The organism is Aeromonas media, from assembly GCF_020423125.1.
Taxonomy (GTDB): domain Bacteria; phylum Pseudomonadota; class Gammaproteobacteria; order Enterobacterales; family Aeromonadaceae; genus Aeromonas; species Aeromonas media.
This window is the reverse complement of sequence record NZ_CP075564.1, coordinates 2485359-2503568: the sequence shown is the minus strand read 5'-3', so window position 1 is coordinate 2503568 and position 18210 is coordinate 2485359. Positions and strand designations below refer to the sequence as shown.

The following is an 18210-nucleotide window of genomic DNA, read 5'->3' as shown; positions in this document are numbered from 1 at the left end:
CGAACCCCAGGGTTATTGCGGCAAATGACACAGAATATTGCGCAATTCGACTTGCGCCCGTCGCCACAATCCGTAATGTGGACAGACGCATTAATTACACATCATGCTTGTGGCCAATTTGTGAACGGACCCACATCCGGCAAGGGATCACGGCGTATGAGACTTCATTTTTACAGCAGCTATCCAGGGTAGGACATTATGAAAAAAGTTGGTTTGGTCGGTTGGCGTGGCATGGTAGGTTCGGTACTGATGAGCCGGATGCAGGAAGAGAAGGATTTTGCCCGCATTCAACCCACCTTCTTCACCACCTCCCAGGCCGGTGAGGCCGCCCCCAATTTCGGCGTCGATGCCGGCACCTTGCAGGACGCCTTCGATCTCGAGGCGCTGGCCGCGCAGGAGATCATCATCACGGCTCAGGGTGGCGACTACACCAAGGATGTCTATCCCCGTCTGCTGGCCGCCGGCTGGCAGGGTTACTGGATTGATGCCGCCTCCTCCCTGCGTATGGAGAAGGACGCCGTCATTATCCTGGATCCGGTCAACGGCGACGTGATCGACGAGGCGCTGGACAAGGGGATCAAGACCTTCGTCGGCGGCAACTGCACCGTCAGCCTGATGCTGCTGGCTCTGGGTGGCCTGTTCAAGGCCGATCTGGTGGAGTGGGTGAGCGTGGCCACTTATCAGGCCGCATCGGGCGGTGGCGCGCGCCACATGCGCGAGCTGGTCACCCAGATGGGGCTGCTGCGCGACGAAGTGGCGGTAGAGCTGGCAGATCCTGCCTCCGCCATCCTCGACATCGAGCGCAAGATCACCGAGAAGACCCGCTCCGGCACCCTGCCGGTGGACAACTTCGGTGTGCCGCTGGCCGGTGGCCTCATCCCCTGGATCGACACCAAGCTCGACAACGGTCAGAGCCGTGAAGAGTGGAAGGGCCAGGCCGAGACCAACAAGATCCTCGGTATCGAGAACGCCGCCATTCCGGTGGATGGTCTGTGCGTGCGCATCGGTGCCCTGCGCTGCCACAGCCAGGCCTTCACCATCAAGCTGAAGAAAGATGTGCCGCTCCCCGAAATCGAGGCCCTGCTGGCCGCCCACAACGACTGGGTCAAGGTGATCCCCAACGATCGCGACATCACGGCCCGCGAGCTGACCCCGGCTGCTGTTACCGGCACCCTCAGCATTCCGGTAGGCCGTCTGCGCAAGCTCAACATGGGCCCGGAATACCTGGCGGCCTTCACCGTGGGTGACCAGCTGCTGTGGGGCGCCGCCGAGCCGCTGCGCCGCATGCTTAACATCCTGCTGGCGCGCTAACAGGAATAGCTCGCAAGAGCACACAATAAGGAAGGCCTGGCCTTTCTTATTGTGTCGACATATCGAGCGACATAAAAAACGGCATCCTTGCGGGATGCCGTTTTTCAATTTATCCAGTTTGACTCTTACATGTTCTGTGCTTCGTTTGGCACGATGACAGAGGCGTGATTTCCTTTCGGCCCCTGCTGCAGTTCAAAGTTGACTGCCTGACCCGCTTTCAAGGTCTTGTAACCTTCCATTTGAATCGTGGAGTAGTGAGCGAAGATGTCTTCACCACCGCCTTCCGGACAGATAAACCCAAATCCTTTTGCGTTGTTGAACCACTTGACTGTTCCGGTTGCCATACATCTACATCCTTTTATTGATTACCCTGAAGTCGTTGAGTAACCTGCGCCAGCCTTATATAACTAGAGCATCACCCCGTAGCAGACGGGCGCCGATTAGCAAGTAACCAATCTAGTCCAACTTTTAAGCGAGTCAAGAAGTTGTTAACAACCGATGTGATCTGGTTAACAAGTCTATTGACAATCTTGAGCGAGACGGTAGTAATCTAGAGGTACCAAAGCGCAACTATGAGCAAGCAGAAAGAACTCTTTGCTAATGAAGAGATTGCAGAAGCAGAGAAAACGAAGCTGCAACCGCCACCCATGTACAAGGTCGTCTTGAACAACGACGACTACACGCCGATGGAATTCGTGGTGGAGGTGCTGCAAAGGTTCTTTGGTATGGATCTGGAGAAGGCCACTCAGGTCATGCTGAGCGTGCATTATAGTGGTAAGGGAGTCTGCGGCACATTTACCGCCGAGATTGCCGAGACCAAAGTGGTCCAGGTCAACACCTATTCACGTAACAACGAACATCCACTGCTATGTACCATGGAAAAGGCTTGAATCTGATGACTTGATGGCGATAACGACACCGCATTGTTGCTGTACTGAGGGGAGGTGCCTATGTTGAACAAAGATCTAGAAAAGACGCTGAACGAGGCTTTCAAGCTGGCCCGTGACGAGCGCCACGAATTCATGACCGTCGAGCACCTGTTGTTAGCCCTGCTGGATAACAGTTCAGCCCATGAGGCGCTGAATTCGTGTGGTGCGGATGTGGAGCAGATGCGCAAGGAAATACGCGCCTTCATCAATCAAACGACCCCGCTCATCCCCCGTGATGACGAAGACAGAGAAACCCAACCGACCCTTGGCTTCCAGCGCGTGCTGCAACGTGCCGTGTTCCATGTCCAGTCGTCGGGCAATACCGAGGTGAGCGGTGCCAATGTGCTGGTTGCCATCTTCAGTGAGCAGGAGTCCCAGGCCGCTTACTTCCTGAAAAAAGCCGAGATCAGCCGGCTGGATGTGGTGAACTTCCTCTCCCACGGGGTGCGCAAAGACAGCAAGCCCGAGAGTGGCGGTAACAATGCCGAGTCCGATGACGAGGTCTCCTCCGCCCAGATCGAGAGCTTTGCCACCAACCTCAACCAGCTGGTACTGGAGGGGCGCATCGATCCGCTGATCGGTCGCGATCAGGAGCTGAGTCGCACCATCCAGGTGCTCTGCCGTCGCCGCAAGAACAATCCCTTGCTGGTGGGGGAGGCCGGGGTGGGCAAGACCGCCATCGCCGAGGGGCTCGCCTATCGCATCGTCAAGGGTGACGTGCCCGAGGTGATAGCAAACAGCACCATCTATTCTCTGGACATGGGTTCCCTGCTGGCAGGCACCAAGTACCGCGGCGACTTCGAGAAGCGTCTCAAGGTGCTGCTCAAGCAGATCGAGCGTCAGGAAGGGGCCATCCTTTTCATCGACGAGATCCACACCATCATAGGGGCGGGCGCAGCCTCCGGCGGACAGTTGGATGCGGCCAACCTCATCAAGCCGCTGCTCTCCAATGGTCTGCTGCGCTGTGTGGGGTCAACCACCTATCAGGAGTATTCCCAGATCTTCGAGAAAGATCGGGCACTGGCGCGCCGCTTCCAGAAGATCGACATCGTCGAGCCGAGCATAGATGACACCACTCGCATCCTGATGGGGCTCAAGAGCCGTTATGAGGCGCACCATGGCGTCCGTTACACCGTCAAGGCCATCCGTGCCGCAGTGGAGCTCTCCGCCAAGTACATCAATGATCGACACCTGCCGGACAAGGCCATCGACGTGATCGACGAGGCGGGGGCGGGGCAACGTCTGTTGCCGGTCAGCAAGCGTAAAAAAGTGATCAATGTGCCGGAGATCGAGGCCATAGTCGCGAAGATTGCCCGCATCCCGGAGAAGTCGGTCTCCTCTTCCGACAAGGAGGTGCTGAAGAACCTGGAGCGCAATCTCAAGATGGTGGTGTTCGGCCAAGACAAGGCCATCACCGTATTGACCGACGCGATCCGGCTGTCACGTTCCGGCCTTGGTAACGAGCGTCGCCCTGTGGGCTGTTTCCTGTTTGCCGGCCCGACCGGGGTGGGCAAGACCGAAGTCACCCAGCAGCTCGGCAAGGCGCTCGGGGTCGAGGTGCTGCGCTTTGACATGTCCGAATACATGGAGCGCCATACCGTCTCCCGTCTGATCGGGGCACCTCCCGGCTATGTGGGCTTCGAGCAGGGCGGCTTGCTGACCGACTCGGTACTCAAGCATCCCCATTCGGTGGTGCTGCTGGACGAGATCGAGAAGGCGCATCCGGATGTCTTCAACTTGTTGCTGCAAGTGATGGACAACGGCACCCTGACGGACAACAACGGACGCAAGGCCGATTTTCGCAACGTGATCCTGGTGATGACCACCAACGCGGGCGTGCAGGAGACCCAGCGCAAGTCCATTGGCTTCCAGCAGCAGGACATGAGTCACGATGCCATGGCGGTGATCAACAAGACGTTCAGTCCGGAGTTTCGCAACCGGCTCGATCACACCATCTGGTTCAACCATCTGGACATGGCGGTGATCCATCAGGTAGTCGACAAGTTCATCGTCGAGCTGCAGGTACAGCTGGATGCCAAAGGGGTATCACTGGAGGTATCTGAAGAGGCGCGCCACTGGTTGGCCGAGAAGGGTTATGATCGGGCAATGGGTGCCAGACCCATGGGACGGGTCATTCAGGAGCACCTCAAGAAGCCGTTGGCCAATGAGATCCTGTTCGGCTCACTGGTCGATGGCGGAGTAGTGAGAGTGGAGCTGGTGAATAACAGCCTCAGCTTTGACTTCCAGGTCAATGTTGAAGCTGTCTCTCACTAAATGTGATTGAGGCCAGAAACGACAAAAAACCCCAACCGCGAGGCTGGGGTTTTTTGCTGAATTCCTGGCTTAGCGAGAGCGGAAAACAATACGTCCCTTGGAGAGATCGTACGGAGTCAGAGCCACCGTTACTTTGTCCCCAGTCAGGATACGGATGTAGTTTTTGCGCATCTTGCCGGAAATATGAGCGATAACCACGTGACCATTTTCCAGTTCCACACGGAACATGGTATTGGGCAAGGTTTCGAGAATGGTACCCTGCATCTCAATACTGTCTTCTTTAGCCATTGAATCCTCTTGATAAGCCACAACAAAAAACCGCTGGATCATGCCGGATTTAAGGCTATGTGTAAAGTTTACTCGGGCTTGGTGTCGATATTTTTCCATTCTCCCTGCACCAGCAGCTCGTGGGGCAGGTACTGGCGCTTGTAATTCATCTTGCGGCACGCCTCCACCAGATAGCCCAGATACAGCCAGCTGCGACCGGTGCGCCTGGCCAGTTCCAACTGGCTCAGAATGGCAAAGGTGCCCAGTGAGCGGTCGGCATAATCGGGATCGAAAAAGGTATACATGGCGCTCATGGAGTGGGGGAGCAGGTCCGTGGTGGCCACCCCGATGAGGCGTCCCTCCTTGCGTATCTCCATGTAGAGCGGTGGCATCCAGTCGCAGTGCAGGAATCCCTTGTACTGGGTGCGGCTCGGCGGGTACATGCTGCCATCGTGGTGGCGCTCGCGGATGTAGCGCTCATAGAGCTGGTAATACTCGGGTTTGTCGTCGTAGCTCAGCACCAGCTCGAGATCCCGGTTCAGCTGACGAACGCGTTTCTGGCCGCGGTTAGGCACGAAACGCTCGCTGTGGATGCGCAGTGGCTGGCAGGCGCTGCAGGCCGGGCAATGGGGGCGATAGATGTCGTTGCCACTGCGCCTGAATCCCGCCGTCAGCAGCCGCTCGTAACCGGCCGCATTGAGCAGCTCATGATCCATCAGTACCAGCAACTGCTCCTGCTCATGGCCGAGGTAGCTACACGGGTGTCTGGGGGTCAGGCCTACCTTGAGGATCACTTCTTCGGTCATAGGCTGATTCTCCTCTGCTGCCAGCAACCGTCTTGCAGTGGTTGCTTGATCAGGCTCGCCAATGTGGTCAGAAACCGGCTTCTTGGCCACTCCTGGACTCCCAGGGTGGCCAGGAAGTCGTTCTGCATCTGGCAGTCGATGAGGGCACCCCCATGGCGTGCGAAGTGGCGACAGAGCGCCACCATGGCCAGTTTGGCGCCGTTATCGATGCGGCTGAACATGGATTCACCGCAGAAGAGGCGGCCAAGGGAGAGACCATAGAGCCCCGCCTGCAACTGACCATCCTGCCAGATCTCGACGGAGTGGGCATGGCCCAGGCGGTGCAACTGCCGATAGGCGTCGATCATGGGGGCGCTTATCCAGGTGCCGCTGGCGCTGCGACGGGGGGCGGCGCAGGCCGCTATCACCTCATCGAAGGCATGATCGATGGTAATGTCGAAGGGGGTGCGGCGCAGATACTTCTGCAGGCTGCGCCCTATGTGCAGCTCATCGGGCACTATCACCCCCCTGGGATCCGGCGACCACCACAGCAGCGGCTGATGTGGCTCATTCCACGGAAAGATCCCGCTGTGATAAGCTGCCAGCAAACGGGCAGGGGAGAGATCTCCCCCAATCGCCAGCAGGCCATTGGGTTCTTCCAGCGCATGGCTGGGGGAGGGAAACCAGCACAGCTCATCATCCAGTTCGGTGAGATAGCGAGACATAAGACAGAGGTTCACAGATGAAGGCCATTATCCTGATAGTATCCAGCTTGCTGGGCTTTGTCACGGCGCCCGCCTGGGCTGCACCCTACGAGCGCAATACGGCTCGCCCCGTCGATCAGGTGGTGTTTGGCCAGGTGGACACGGTGCGCAACATCACCCAGCGCCAGGTGCTGGAATCCGAGCATACCGGCTGGAAAACCCTGGGTGGCGCCGTGCTGGGGGGACTGCTTGGCAACCAGTTTGGCGGCGGTCATGGGCGGGAGATCGCCACCGCCGTGGGGGCACTGGCGGGGGCTGCTGCGGTGCAGCACTACCAGTCCGGTGGCAGCATGGTGGAGAACCAGCTGGTGGAGCTCTTGATCCGCAATGAACAGAACGGGCTCATCAACGTTATCCAGGACTACGATCCGGCCATGGTGTTTGCGAGCGGAGACAAGGTGCGCATCCTCTATTTCAGCGATGGGGTGCGGGTCGACAAGACCTATTGAGGAAACCCGTGAGCGGGTAGAGTGCAATCAGAAGGGGGAATAACCCGGCGGCCGCAAGGGGCGCCGGGCGGTACTACACGGAGTGTCTCTTTCGAGACTCGCTCAGGCGTCCTGGCAGACTATTTTGTCGCGACCTGTGTTCTTTGCCTGATACAGCTGGCGATCTGCCTCACTCAGCGCCTCGTCCATGGAGAGCCGCCCGACCTTGATGACGCCAAAGCTGGCGCGCACAAAGAGCGGTACTTCCCGTGACAGCGGCTGCTGACGCAGCTGTTGCCGCAGCCCTTCCAGCCGCTTGAGCAGCACGGGAACCGGACAGTGGGGCACCATCAGGGCAAACTCCTCGCCACCGAAACGGGCTATCATGGCATCCGGGAAGAACTGGGTGAGCAGCCGGGTCAGGTGGCAGAGCAACTGATCGCCGATGGCATGGCCCCAGTGATCGTTGACCTGCTTGAAATGATCCACGTCCAGCACGCACAGGGCGAGCTGCGCCTGCTGACGTTGATGCTCTTCGAACCACTTCTGCCCCTCGTTGAACCAGTAACGCCGGTTGTAGAGCCCGGTCAGGTAGTCGCGGTTGGCCGATTCCTGGATGTTGTTGAACTGCTCGAGCGCCTCCAGATTGTGGCTGACCCGGCACTGCAGCTCCTCGGGCTCGAACGGCTGGTTGAGAAAGTCGTTCGCCCCCTGCTTGAGGTAGCGGGCAGAGAGGCCGTGCTTGTCCGACACCGAGATGCCGATGATGGCGAGCTGCTGCTTGCTGTAACGCTCACGCAGCATCCGCACCAGGCTGATGCCGTCTATCTCCGGCATGTAGTAATCCACCAGCATCAGGCGAATGGCCGGGTGCTGCTCGAGCAGGGCCAGGGCATCCCGGGCGCAGGTTGCCTCGTGCACCAGCAGCAGCTGTTTGCGCAACTGGGCAGCGGTGCGATGGCGGGAGGTGCGGGAGTCATCGACCACCAGCACCTCGATAGCCTGATTGAGGTAGAGGCGGTGCACCAGGCTGACGGCGTATTGCAGGGAGTGGCGTGAATCCTTCATCACGTAATCCAGCACACCGGCCTCCAGCCAGGCTTCCCGTTTCTCCTCGCTGATGTCGGCGGTGAGGATCACCACGGGCAGACCACGTTCCAGCAGCACATTGACGGCTTCTCCACTCGGGGCATCCGGCAGGGTGAGATCCACCAGGGCGACCACGTACTCTTCGCCCTGACAGTCGCGGGCGCCTTCAAGGGTATCGAACGCATCAATCTCCAGCCCGGTTTGTTGCGAAATGGCCTGAGTCAACATGCGGCGAATCGTCAGGCTGTCTTCCACAATCAATATTTTCCGTTTCATCCGGCTCCTTAAAAGAAAAGGGCATGCCACTTGGCATGCCCTTTATATCCTTGTGCTTATTGTGCGTCCAGATATCGCTCGGCATCCAGGGCTGCCATGCAGCCGGTACCGGCTGAGGTGATCGCCTGACGGTAGACGTGGTCGGCCACGTCGCCGGCGGCAAACACGCCCGGGATGCTGGTCTGGGTCGCGAACCCTTCCAGGCCGCCACGCACCTTGAGGTAGCCGTTTTCCATCGCCAGCTGGCCTTCGAAGATCTGGGTGTTGGGCTGGTGACCGATGGCGATGAAGACCCCCATCAGCGGCAGCTCGGAGGTGGAGTCGTCCCGGGTGCTGCGCAGGCGCACGCCGGTCACGCCCATGTTGTCACCCAGCACCTCGTCCAGGGTCTGGTGAGTGTGCAGCACTATGTTGCCGCTCTCGACCTTGTCGTGCAGACGTTTGATCAGGATCTTTTCGGCGCGGAACTCGTCGCGGCGATGGATGAGATGCACCTTCTTGGCGATGTTGGCCAGATAGAGCGCCTCTTCCACGGCGGTGTTGCCGCCGCCGACCACGGCCACTTCCTGGTTGCGATAGAAGAAGCCGTCACAGGTGGCACAGGCGGAGACGCCACGGCCCTTGAAGGCCTCTTCGGAAGGCAGGCCCAGGTACTTGGCGGAGGCGCCGGTGGCGATGATCAGCGCGTCGCAGCTGTATTCACCGTTGTCACCCTTGAGGCGGAACGGGCGCTGGGTCAGCTCCACTTCATTGATGTGATCAAACAGAATGCGGGTATCGAATTTTTCCGCATGCTCTTTCATGCGCTCCATCAGGGCCGGGCCGGTCAGCCCTTCCGCGTCCCCTGGCCAGTTTTCCACCTCTGTGGTGGTGGTCAGCTGACCACCTTGCTGCATGCCGGTGATGAGCAGGGGATTGAGGTTGGCGCGGGCGGCGTAGACGGCGGCGGTATAACCCGCCGGGCCGGAGCCCAGGATCAGCAGTTTGCTATGAGTAACTTGGCTCATGATGTGATTTCCGAGACGTGATGAGTTTGCGCGATTGTAGGTAATTCGTGATCCGGGGTCAAAGGCCAGGGCATCGATTGTGGCAATCGCCAAAGAGAGGAAAGGATGGCTGGATTTGAGCCATAAAAAAACCGCCCATCGCGGGCGGATTTTCACTCATCGACGCTCCCTGGCGGGGGCGGGATCAGTTCAGCAGGGTCAGGGGATCCGTGTAGGCCAGGTTGTGCGCCACGGCGACCTCCTTGCAGGTGATCTTGCCCGCCATCACGTTCAGGCCGTGCAACAGGTGGGGATCACTGAGCAGTGCGCCGCGATAACCCTGTTCCGCCAGCTTGATGATGAAGGGCAGGGTGGCGTTGTTGAGGGCCACGGTGGAAGTGCGGGCCACGGCGCCCGGCATGTTGGCTACGCAGTAGTGCACCACCTCGTCGACGATGAAGGTGGGATCCTCGTGGGTGGTGGCGTGAGAGGTCTCGACGCAGCCACCCTGATCGATGGCCACATCCACGATGGCGGAGCCCGGCTTCATGCGCGCAATGTGGTCACGGCTGACAAGTTTTGGCGCAGTGGCGCCCGGTACCAGCACGCCGCCGATGACCAGATCCGCCGCCAGCAGGTGGCGCTCCAGGGTCTCGCGATTGGAGTAGACCACCTTGGCCGCCCCCTGGAACTCGCTGTCGAGACGACGCAAGGTGTCGATGTTGTTGTCGAGTATGGTCACGTCGGCACGCAGGCCGATGGCCATGCGGGCTGCGTTGGAACCCACCACGCCACCACCGATGATCACCACCTTGGCCGGTTCGACGCCGGGTACGCCGCCGAGCAGCACACCGCTACCGCCGCGGGATTTTTCCAGCGCCTGGGCACCGGCCTGAATAGACATGCGTCCGGCCACTTCCGACATGGGGGCCAGCAGGGGCAGGCCGCCACGGCCGTCGGTGACGGTCTCGTAGGCGATGCAGACGGCGCCGCTGTCGACCAGCTCCCGGGTCTGGGCCAGGTCTGGCGCCAGGTGCAGGTAGGTAAAGAGGGTCTGGTCCGGGCGCAGCATGGCGCGCTCGACCGCCTGGGGCTCCTTGACCTTGACGATCATCTCCGCCTTGGCGAAAACGTCTGCCGCGGAGGCCAGAATTTCGGCTCCGGCAGCCAGATAATCTGCGTCACTGAAGCCAATGCCATTTCCTGCGCCGCTTTGGACGAAAACGGTATGGTTTCGTGCTGTCAGTTCACGTACACTGGCCGGAACCATGCCTACGCGATATTCATGGTTTTTTATTTCCTTAGGTACACCGATAATCATGCTATCCCTCGTCTATCGATTGGTGGTTTATGTTGCCCAGATGTTAAGCAACATTTGCGCCTAGTATATTCAGGTATTGACAGGATTTGTGACCATTATTATAAAATGACTGGTGATTCTTACCAAAAAATAGCCAAAGGATGGAATTAAATGATGGAAGCTAAGAGTCGGCTAAAGGATTTGGACAGGATTGACCGCAACATTCTGAATGAACTGCAAAAGGATGGCAGGATTTCGAACGTTGAGTTGTCCAAACGAGTTGGCCTGAGTCCCACACCGTGTCTGGAACGGGTTCGTCGCCTCGAGCGTCAAGGCTATATCGAAGGATATGCCGCTATTCTGAACCCTCATTATCTGGATGCGTCTCTGCTGGTGTTCGTGGAAATTACCCTCAATCGTGGCGCCCCCGACGTGTTCGAACAGTTCAACAAGGCTGTTCAGGTGCTCGAAGAGATCCAGGAGTGCCATCTGGTGTCAGGTGATTTCGACTATCTGCTCAAGACCCGCGTCAGCGACATGTCGGCCTACCGCCGCCTGCTGGGGGAAACCCTGCTGCGTCTGCCCGGCGTCAATGACACTCGCACCTATGTGGTGATGGAAGAGGTCAAGCAGAGCAGTCGTCTGGTGATCAGCACCCGATAAGCGGGATTGTGCTGTGACTTGCATGCACCACGACGAGTCACGATAGTCAGAAACGAGCGGCCGGTCCGCTCGTTTCTTCTTATTACTGTATTCATGGCCCCGCCCTCAGGCACTGGCTGACAATCGGTGGGCTTTTCAGGGATACTAGGCCCCCTATCCCCGCATTACATGTTTTCAGAAAGGAGCCGGAGTTTGGCCGATAAAAAGCTGTTTACTCCTTTGTCAGGTACGCAACGGATCTTCGAGGCCGTCTTGATCGCCATCACGCTGATGGCTGCCTATCTCTTGCTTGCCCTGTTGACCTACCATCCCGCCGATCCCGGTTGGTCCCAGACCTCCTGGCAGGGAGAGGTGAAGAACCTGGCGGGCAGCGCCGGTGCCTGGCTCGCCGACATCACCATGTTCACCTTCGGGGCCTTCTCCTATCTGGTGCCTCCCCTGGTGGTTCTGCTCGGCTGGAGCCTGTTCTGGCGCCCGAGCCGGCTGCTGGAGGTGGACTATCTCACCCTGTCGGTGCGCATCATCGGCTTTGTCCTGACGGTGCTCGGCATGTCCGCCATCGCCAGCATGAACTTCAATGACTTGCAGAATTTCTCCGCAGGCGGCCTGGTGGGGGACGTGATCGCCTCCGCCGTGGTGCCCCTCTTTGGCGGCGTCGGGGCCAACCTGATGCTGCTCTGCTTCGTGGCCACCGGCATCACCCTGTTCACCGGCTGGTCCTGGCTCACCATAGTCGAGCGGATCGGTGCCACCTGCACCGGCAGCGTCAGCGCCATCTACCATTTCCCGACAACCCTGGGCCGCTGGCTCACCGGCGGCTGGCGCCAGCCCCGTTTTGAGGGGCCGGATCCCCTGCTGGAAGGGGGCGTGGGCGCTCTCGATCTCGACGACGAAGAGGACGAGCCCCATAGCAGCTGGACGCGCAACCCCAAGGCCAAGGGGAGCCAGAAGTCAAAATCTGACGAATGGCTGCCGGAGCTCGATGACGACACCTTCCAGTTCGATCCGCAATTCGATGATGAAGAGGACGAGCCGGCGCCCGTGGCCAGACCCAAGCGCGCCGCCGTTGCCAATGCCCGCCGTCAGCCGGCCCTGGCCGATGACGGGGATGACGAACTCGATCTGCCCTGGGCGGAAGGGGAGGAGGCTGCCGCGCCTGCGGTGGCCGCACCGGTCAAGCCCAAGCGTCGCCCCCAGCCCGCCATGGCGCCGCTGCCGAGCATAGAGCTGCTCGACCGCCCGCCCGCCAAGACCCAGATGATGAGCAAGGACGAGCTGGACCGCATGGGCCGGCTGGTGGAGGCGAAACTCGCCGACTACAACGTGCAGGCCAAGGTGGTCGGCGTCTATCCGGGCCCCGTCATCACCCGCTTCGAACTGGATCTGGCGCCGGGCATGAAGGCGAGCAAGATCACCAATCTCTCCCGGGATCTCGCCCGTTCCCTCTCCGCCAGCAGTGTGCGGGTGGTGGAGGTGATCCCGGGCAAGACCTTTGTTGGCATCGAGCTGCCCAACCGGGTGCGTCAGACCGTCTACCTGCGTGAGACCCTGGACTGCGAGGCCTTCTCTGGCAGTCACAATCCGCTGACCATGGGGCTGGGGCAGGACATCGCGGGGGAACCCGTGGTGGTGAACCTGGCCAAGATGCCCCACCTGCTGGTGGCCGGTACCACGGGCTCGGGCAAGTCGGTGGGGGTCAACACCATGATCATCTCCATGCTCTACAAGTCGACGCCGGACGATCTGCGCTTCATCATGATCGACCCCAAGATGCTGGAGCTCTCGGTCTACGAAGGTATCCCCCATCTGCTGACCGAGGTGGTCACCGACATGAAGGACGCCGCCAACGCCCTGCGCTGGTGCGTCGGCGAGATGGAGCGTCGCTACAAGCTGATGTCCGCGGTCGGGGTGCGCAACCTCAAGGGTTACAACGACAAGGTGCTGGCCGCGGCCGCCGAGGGCGAGCCCCTGCGGGATCCCTTGTGGCGTCCGGGTGACTCCATGGATCAGATGCCGCCTGAGCTGGAAAAACTGCCCCACATCGTGGTGGTGGTGGACGAGTTCGCCGACATGATGATGATCGTCGGCAAGAAGGTGGAAGAGCTGATTGCCCGTATCGCCCAGAAGGCGCGGGCAGCCGGTATTCACCTCATTCTCGCGACCCAGCGCCCTTCTGTGGATGTCATCACCGGCCTCATCAAGGCCAACATCCCGACCCGGATCTCTTTCCAGGTGTCGAGCAAGATTGACTCGCGCACCATCCTGGATCAGGGCGGCGCCGAATCCCTGCTCGGCATGGGGGACATGCTCTACATGCCCGCCGGCACCTCCAACCCGACCCGGGTCCACGGCGCCTTCGTCGATGATCACGAGGTGCACAAGGTGGTGGCGGACTGGAAACTGCGCGGCGAGCCGAACTACATCGAGGAGATCCTCTCCGGTGAGTCGGATGGCGAGGGCGGTGGCGGCGAGTACGGCGGCGGTGGTGACGAGGAGCTGGATCCCCTGTTCGACGAGGCGGTCGCCTTCGTGGTGGAATCCCGCCGTGGCTCAACCTCCAGCGTGCAGCGCAAGTTCAAGATTGGTTACAACCGGGCGGCCCGTCTCATCGAGCAGATGGAAAACCAGGGCATCGTCAGCTCTCCGGGGGGCAACGGCCAGCGCGACGTGCTGGCACCGCCCCCGGTGCGTGATTAAGCCTTCATATCATCCTGGCCATGTCTGCGGACATGGCCTTTTATCTGACCCTCTTCAACGGGAATCGCGATGAAAAAAGCATTATTGATGGGTTCTGTACTGTTGCTTGCCAGCAGCCAGGTGTGGGCCGATGCGGCCAGCGATCTCAAGCAGAAGCTGACGGGCGTCAGCCTGTTTTCGGCCAAGTTTGCCCAGACCGTCTATGACAGCAAGGGCAAGGAGCTGCAGAAGGCGAGCGGCACCCTGCTGGTGCAGCGCCCCAACCGCTTCAACTGGCACACCACTGCCCCGGACGAGAGCCTTATCGTGGCGGACGGCAAGGATGTGTGGGTCTATGACCCCTTCGTCGAGCAGGTCACCGCCCTCAAGATGAAGGATGCGGTGCTCAACACCCCCTTCGTGCTCATCGCCGGCAACGATGTCGGGCTCTGGAAGCACTACGACGTGACCCAGGAAGGGGATGTCTACACCGTCACCAGCCGCAACAAGGACGAGCTGATCGCCTCCTTCCGCATCACCTTCGACCGTCAGAACAACATCAGCCGGTTCGACGTGAAAGAGGCGCAGGGGCAGTGGAGCGAATTCACCTTGAGCAGCTTCAACCGCAAGCCGGTGCTCAAGGGCAACGAGTTCGTGTTCAAGACGCCTGCGGGGGTCGCGCTGGACGATCAGCGCTGATGAGCAGGCGGTCGCTGGATTTTTCGTCAGTGCGTCTGTCAACGGCGGTGGGCGTGACGCAGGGGGTCAACAGATGAGTAACCTCTTATTGAATTTCTCGTCGGACCGTTTTTCCATGGCGGTATGCGTGATACTGAACGGTCAATACAGATGAGCAACTTGTCGCTGGATTTCTCGTCGGACTTTCGTCCGCTGGCGGCCAGGATGCGGCCGCAGAACCTGGATCAGTACATAGGCCAGCAGCACATCCTGGGGGCTGACAAGCCCCTGCGCAAGGCGATCCTGGCGGGGCACTGCCACTCCATGATCCTGTGGGGACCGCCCGGCACCGGCAAGACCACGCTGGCCGAGCTGATGGCCCACTACTGCCAGGCCGAGGTGGAGCGGCTCTCCGCGGTCACCTCCGGCATCAAGGAGATCCGCGCCGCCATCGACAAGGCGAAGGAGAACAGCTGGCGCGGGGTGCGTACCATCCTCTTCGTGGACGAGGTGCACCGCTTCAACAAGAGCCAGCAGGATGTGTTCCTGCCCCACATCGAAGACGGCACCATCACCTTCATCGGCGCCACCACCGAAAATCCCTCGTTCGAACTCAACAACGCACTGCTCTCCCGGGCCCGGGTCTACCTGCTCAAACGGCTGGAGGAGGAGGACATCCTCGCCATGATCGATCAGGCGATGACAGACCCCCGTGGCCTCAATGACCCCAGCCTCACCTTTGCCCCCGGCGTCAAAGCGGCGCTGGCCAAAGCCGTGGATGGGGACGGGCGCAAGTCCCTCAACTACCTGGAGCTGCTGGCCGACATGGCCGAGAGTAATGGGGCAGGGGAGAGGGTGATCGACAGCGCCCTGCTCGCCGCCGTGGTGGGGGAGCATGTGGCGCGCTTCGACAAGGGCGGGGATCACTTCTACGACCTCATCTCGGCGGTGCACAAGTCCATTCGCGGCTCGGCGCCGGATGCGGCCCTCTACTGGTATGCCCGCATGGTGAGTGCCGGTTGCGATCCCCTCTATATCGCCCGCCGTTTGCTGGCCATTGCCTCGGAAGATGTGGGCAATGCCGATCCCCGTGCCATGCAGGTGGCGCTGTCTGCCTGGGACTGCTTCCACCGCATCGGTCCGGCGGAAGGGGAGCGGGCCATCGCCCAGGCCATCGTCTACCTCGCCTGCGCCCCCAAGAGCAATGCGGTCTACACCGCCTGGAAGGCGGCGCTCAATGACGCCAAAAACCTGCCGGACTTCGAGGTGCCGCCGCACCTGCGCAACGCCCCCACCAAGCTGATGAGCGAGCTCGGCTATGGCGCCGAGTACCGCTACGCCCACGACGAGCCCGGCGCCTATGCCGCCGGCGAGGAGTACTTCCCGCCAGAATTGGCCGGCAAGCACTACTACCAGCCCACCGATCGGGGCCTCGAGAAGCAGATCGCCCAGAAGCTCGATTACCTGCGCGATCTGGACCGGCAGAGCCCGCGTCAAAGAGACAAGTAAAGGCACGTTGTCCGGGCAGCATGGCGATCCCTCGGATCGGCGAAGATAAGCCTGCCGATGCCGTCAAACTTGGCAAAAACGACAGCAATACGCCCTGTTCGGGCGGGGGGGCGGTCTGCTACACTGCCCCTCTGACCCCGCTTGTCTTGGCCTTGCACCATCTTCTTGATTTAGAAGGCCCGATTCCGAAGACATAGGGGTGCGCCAACCGACGTTAACTTCCGGATCTGTTTTCTCGCCAGGGCGGATGACCCAGGCCCAGATCCCATTAAAAAAAGTAGGTAAACCATGCTGGATCCCAAATATCTGCGCAGCGATATCGAAGAAGCTGCCGCTCGTCTGGCGACACGTGGCTACGCGCTGGACGTAGCGGCTGTCAATGCTCTGGAAGAGAAACGCAAGGATCTGCAGTCCCGTACCCAGGAGCTGCAGGCCGAGCGCAACGCCCGCTCCAAGTCCATCGGTGAGGCTGCCCGTCGCGGCGAAGATGTGGCTCCGCTCAAGGCCGAAGTGACCAATATCAACGACGAGCTGGAGACCAGCAAGGTCGCGCTCGAGACCCTGCTGGCCGACATCAAGGCCATCTCAGACGCCATCCCCAACCTGCCGAGCGACACCACCCCGGTGGGCCGCGACGAGAACGACAACGTGGAAGTACGCCGCTGGGGCACCCCGCGCGAGTTCAGCTTCCCAGTGCGCGATCACATCGATCTGGGTGAAGCGGCCAAGGGCGTGGACTTCAAGAACGGCGTCAAGCTCTCCGGTGCCCGTTTTGTGGTGATGAAGGGTCAGATTGCCCGCCTGCACCGCGCGCTGGCGCAGTTCATGCTGGACCTGCACACCCTGCAGCACGGCTACACCGAATGCTACGTGCCCTATCTGGTGAACCCGGACAGCCTGTACGGCACCGGCCAACTGCCGAAATTCTCCCAGGACCTGTTCAACACAGGTATCGAGGGCGAAGGGGAAGACGAAGGCAAGGTGCGCAAGTTCTCCCTCATTCCTACCTCCGAAGTGCCGCTCACCAACATGGCCCGCGACGAGATCTTCGACGAGCAGGAACTGCCCATCAAGATGACCGCCCACAGCCCCTGCTTCCGCTCCGAAGCCGGCTCTTATGGCCGTGACACCCGCGGCCTCATCCGCATGCACCAGTTCGACAAGGTCGAGATGGTCCAGCTGGTGCACCCGGAGAAGTCCTGGGATGCGCTGGAAGAGATGGTGGGTCACGCCGAGAAGGTGCTGCAACTGCTGGAGCTGCCGTATCGCGTGATGGCGCTCTGTACCGGTGACATGGGCTTCTGCGCCGCCAAGACCTACGATCTGGAAGTGTGGCTGCCGGCCCAAAATACCTACCGCGAGATCTCGTCCGTCTCCAACTGCACCGACTTCCAGGCGCGCCGCATGCAGGCCCGTGTGCGTGTCGACGGCAAGCCGCAACTGCTGCACACCCTGAACGGCTCCGGCCTGGCGGTAGGGCGCACCCTGGTGGCGGTGATCGAGAACTACCAGCAGGAAGACGGCCGCATCGCCATCCCGGCGGCGCTGCAATCCTACATGGGCGGCCTGACTCACATCGGCTAAGTCCCCCTTGCTCAGCACAACGCCATGGCCATGCCATGGCGTTGTGCATTTGGGCGCCAGTCGCCCTCTCGGCAGGGGACGAGAGTGGTCTCTTTCGGCGCTCAGTTGAACCTTTAACACATTTTTATCAAGCATTGCGCAATCGTTTTTGTTAGACTGCGCCGCAATTTCGCAGGACATCTTTTTCTATGGTCTGGATTGATTACGCCATCATCGGCATCGTCGGTTTCTCTGCCCTCATCAGCCTGGTGCGCGGCTTCCTGAAGGAAGCCATGTCCCTCGTCACCTGGTTCGTCGCCTTTTTCATTGCCAGCCATTTCTATCCGGATCTCGCCGTCTACTTCACCTCTTTCTCCGACGCCATGGTGCGCAACGGCCTCGCCATCGCCGCCCTGTTCGTGGCGACCCTGATCCTGGGGAGCGTGGTCAACTACGTGGTGGGCCTGCTGGTGGAAAAGACGGGACTTTCCGGCACCGACAGAGTGTTGGGGGTCTGTTTTGGCGCCATTCGCGGGGTACTGATCGTCAGTGCCCTGCTGTTTTTCATGGATACCTTCACCAGCCTCTCCCAGAGCGACTGGTGGGTGGCGTCCAAACTGGTTCCCGAGTTCAAGCCGGTGATCCAGTGGTTTTTCGGGTTCATGCTGAACTCGTCCAGTTTTCTTCAACAGGTACAGTGACTTCGAGGTAG

Annotated in this window: 17 protein-coding genes; 10 read left to right on the top strand and 7 right to left on the bottom strand. The window is 60.2% G+C overall.

Annotation, left to right across the window (positions count from 1 at the left end; genetic code table 11):
• Positions 1 to 198: 198 nt before the first annotated feature.
• Positions 199 to 1311: an aspartate-semialdehyde dehydrogenase gene (asd, locus tag KI797_RS11490; protein WP_005325413.1), complete on the top strand. Its 1113-nt coding sequence runs from the start codon at positions 199 to 201 to the stop codon at positions 1309 to 1311.
• 125 nt (positions 1312 to 1436) lie between these two features.
• Here asd and cspD read toward each other — a convergent pair whose 3' ends face one another.
• Entirely contained in the window at positions 1437 to 1655 is a 219-nt protein-coding gene (cspD, locus tag KI797_RS11485; RefSeq protein WP_005300025.1) for a cold shock-like protein CspD, read from the bottom strand.
• A 228-nt stretch (positions 1656 to 1883) separates the two neighbouring features.
• On the opposite strand from cspD, the gene clpS reads away from it, so the two are divergent.
• Positions 1884 to 2201, top strand: coding sequence for an ATP-dependent Clp protease adapter ClpS (clpS, locus tag KI797_RS11480; protein WP_005325410.1), 318 nt, complete (start codon positions 1884 to 1886; stop codon positions 2199 to 2201).
• A 60-nt stretch (positions 2202 to 2261) separates the two neighbouring features.
• Positions 2262 to 4514, top strand: coding sequence for an ATP-dependent Clp protease ATP-binding subunit ClpA (gene clpA / locus KI797_RS11475; RefSeq protein WP_171269772.1), 2253 nt, complete (start codon positions 2262 to 2264; stop codon positions 4512 to 4514).
• Between the two features lie 69 nt (positions 4515 to 4583).
• Here the strand turns inward: clpA and infA are convergent, their stop codons facing one another.
• The 3 genes from infA to aat all read right to left on the bottom strand — a co-directional run bounded on the left by infA (position 4584) and on the right by aat (position 6291).
• Complete coding sequence (infA, locus tag KI797_RS11470; protein ID WP_005300033.1) at positions 4584 to 4802, bottom strand: translation initiation factor IF-1; 219 nt, start codon at positions 4800 to 4802, stop codon at positions 4584 to 4586.
• Positions 4803 to 4870: 68 nt separating this feature from the next.
• Positions 4871 to 5587, bottom strand: a complete 717-nt coding sequence (locus KI797_RS11465; protein WP_226169391.1) for an arginyltransferase — start codon at positions 5585 to 5587, stop codon at positions 4871 to 4873.
• Positions 5584 to 6291, bottom strand: a complete 708-nt coding sequence (gene aat, locus KI797_RS11460; RefSeq protein WP_043132108.1) for a leucyl/phenylalanyl-tRNA--protein transferase — start codon at positions 6289 to 6291, stop codon at positions 5584 to 5586. The genes KI797_RS11465 and aat overlap by 4 nt, the downstream gene beginning before the upstream one ends.
• 17 nt (positions 6292 to 6308) lie before the next feature.
• Between aat and KI797_RS11455 the strand changes: the two genes are divergently transcribed.
• A complete protein-coding gene (locus KI797_RS11455) occupies positions 6309 to 6779 on the top strand; it encodes an outer membrane lipoprotein (protein WP_226169390.1) in 471 nt (156 codons plus the stop codon).
• A 102-nt stretch (positions 6780 to 6881) separates the two neighbouring features.
• Here the strand turns inward: KI797_RS11455 and KI797_RS11450 are convergent, their stop codons facing one another.
• The 3 genes from KI797_RS11450 to ald all read right to left on the bottom strand — a co-directional run bounded on the left by KI797_RS11450 (position 6882) and on the right by ald (position 10430).
• Positions 6882 to 8123: a diguanylate cyclase gene (locus KI797_RS11450; RefSeq protein ID WP_043132104.1), complete on the bottom strand. Its 1242-nt coding sequence runs from the start codon at positions 8121 to 8123 to the stop codon at positions 6882 to 6884.
• A gap of 56 nt (positions 8124 to 8179) precedes the next feature.
• Positions 8180 to 9130, bottom strand: coding sequence for a thioredoxin-disulfide reductase (gene trxB / locus KI797_RS11445; RefSeq protein WP_043132103.1), 951 nt, complete (start codon positions 9128 to 9130; stop codon positions 8180 to 8182).
• 184 nt (positions 9131 to 9314) lie between these two features.
• A complete protein-coding gene (gene ald, locus KI797_RS11440) occupies positions 9315 to 10430 on the bottom strand; it encodes an alanine dehydrogenase (protein ID WP_043132101.1) in 1116 nt (371 codons plus the stop codon).
• Between the two features lie 150 nt (positions 10431 to 10580).
• On the opposite strand from ald, the gene lrp reads away from it, so the two are divergent.
• The 6 genes from lrp (at position 10581) to KI797_RS11410 (ending at position 18199) form a co-directional block, all read left to right on the top strand.
• A complete protein-coding gene (gene lrp / locus KI797_RS11435) occupies positions 10581 to 11072 on the top strand; it encodes a leucine-responsive transcriptional regulator Lrp (protein WP_005300047.1) in 492 nt (163 codons plus the stop codon).
• Positions 11073 to 11264: 192 nt separating this feature from the next.
• Positions 11265 to 13769, top strand: a complete 2505-nt coding sequence (locus KI797_RS11430; protein ID WP_041205892.1) for a DNA translocase FtsK — start codon at positions 11265 to 11267, stop codon at positions 13767 to 13769.
• Positions 13770 to 13838: 69 nt separating this feature from the next.
• Positions 13839 to 14447, top strand: a complete 609-nt coding sequence (lolA, locus tag KI797_RS11425; RefSeq protein ID WP_182310588.1) for an outer membrane lipoprotein chaperone LolA — start codon at positions 13839 to 13841, stop codon at positions 14445 to 14447.
• 150 nt (positions 14448 to 14597) lie between these two features.
• Positions 14598 to 15935, top strand: a complete 1338-nt coding sequence (locus tag KI797_RS11420; protein WP_226169389.1) for a replication-associated recombination protein A — start codon at positions 14598 to 14600, stop codon at positions 15933 to 15935.
• Positions 15936 to 16223: 288 nt separating this feature from the next.
• On the top strand, positions 16224 to 17519 hold the full coding sequence (gene serS, locus KI797_RS11415) for a serine--tRNA ligase (protein WP_226169388.1): 1296 nt from the start codon (positions 16224 to 16226) through the stop codon (positions 17517 to 17519).
• Positions 17520 to 17707: 188 nt separating this feature from the next.
• Complete coding sequence (locus KI797_RS11410) at positions 17708 to 18199, top strand: CvpA family protein (protein WP_005325372.1); 492 nt, start codon at positions 17708 to 17710, stop codon at positions 18197 to 18199.
• Positions 18200 to 18210: the final 11 nt, after the last annotated feature.

Coding starts and splice junctions, on each gene's coding strand:
- lolA (WP_182310588.1), top strand. CDS start 13,839: ATGAAAAAAGCATTATTGATGGGTTCTGTACTGTTGCTTGCCAGCAGC.
- KI797_RS11455 (WP_226169390.1), top strand. CDS start 6,309: ATGAAGGCCATTATCCTGATAGTATCCAGCTTGCTGGGCTTTGTCACG.
- KI797_RS11420 (WP_226169389.1), top strand. CDS start 14,598: ATGAGCAACTTGTCGCTGGATTTCTCGTCGGACTTTCGTCCGCTGGCG.
- KI797_RS11450 (WP_043132104.1), bottom strand. CDS start 8,123: ATGAAACGGAAAATATTGATTGTGGAAGACAGCCTGACGATTCGCCGC.
- trxB (WP_043132103.1), bottom strand. CDS start 9,130: ATGAGCCAAGTTACTCATAGCAAACTGCTGATCCTGGGCTCCGGCCCG.
- ald (WP_043132101.1), bottom strand. CDS start 10,430: ATGATTATCGGTGTACCTAAGGAAATAAAAAACCATGAATATCGCGTA.
- serS (WP_226169388.1), top strand. CDS start 16,224: ATGCTGGATCCCAAATATCTGCGCAGCGATATCGAAGAAGCTGCCGCT.
- asd (WP_005325413.1), top strand. CDS start 199: ATGAAAAAAGTTGGTTTGGTCGGTTGGCGTGGCATGGTAGGTTCGGTA.
- clpS (WP_005325410.1), top strand. CDS start 1,884: ATGAGCAAGCAGAAAGAACTCTTTGCTAATGAAGAGATTGCAGAAGCA.
- aat (WP_043132108.1), bottom strand. CDS start 6,291: ATGTCTCGCTATCTCACCGAACTGGATGATGAGCTGTGCTGGTTTCCC.
- infA (WP_005300033.1), bottom strand. CDS start 4,802: ATGGCTAAAGAAGACAGTATTGAGATGCAGGGTACCATTCTCGAAACC.
- KI797_RS11465 (WP_226169391.1), bottom strand. CDS start 5,587: ATGACCGAAGAAGTGATCCTCAAGGTAGGCCTGACCCCCAGACACCCG.
- lrp (WP_005300047.1), top strand. CDS start 10,581: ATGATGGAAGCTAAGAGTCGGCTAAAGGATTTGGACAGGATTGACCGC.
- clpA (WP_171269772.1), top strand. CDS start 2,262: ATGTTGAACAAAGATCTAGAAAAGACGCTGAACGAGGCTTTCAAGCTG.
- KI797_RS11410 (WP_005325372.1), top strand. CDS start 17,708: ATGGTCTGGATTGATTACGCCATCATCGGCATCGTCGGTTTCTCTGCC.
- cspD (WP_005300025.1), bottom strand. CDS start 1,655: ATGGCAACCGGAACAGTCAAGTGGTTCAACAACGCAAAAGGATTTGGG.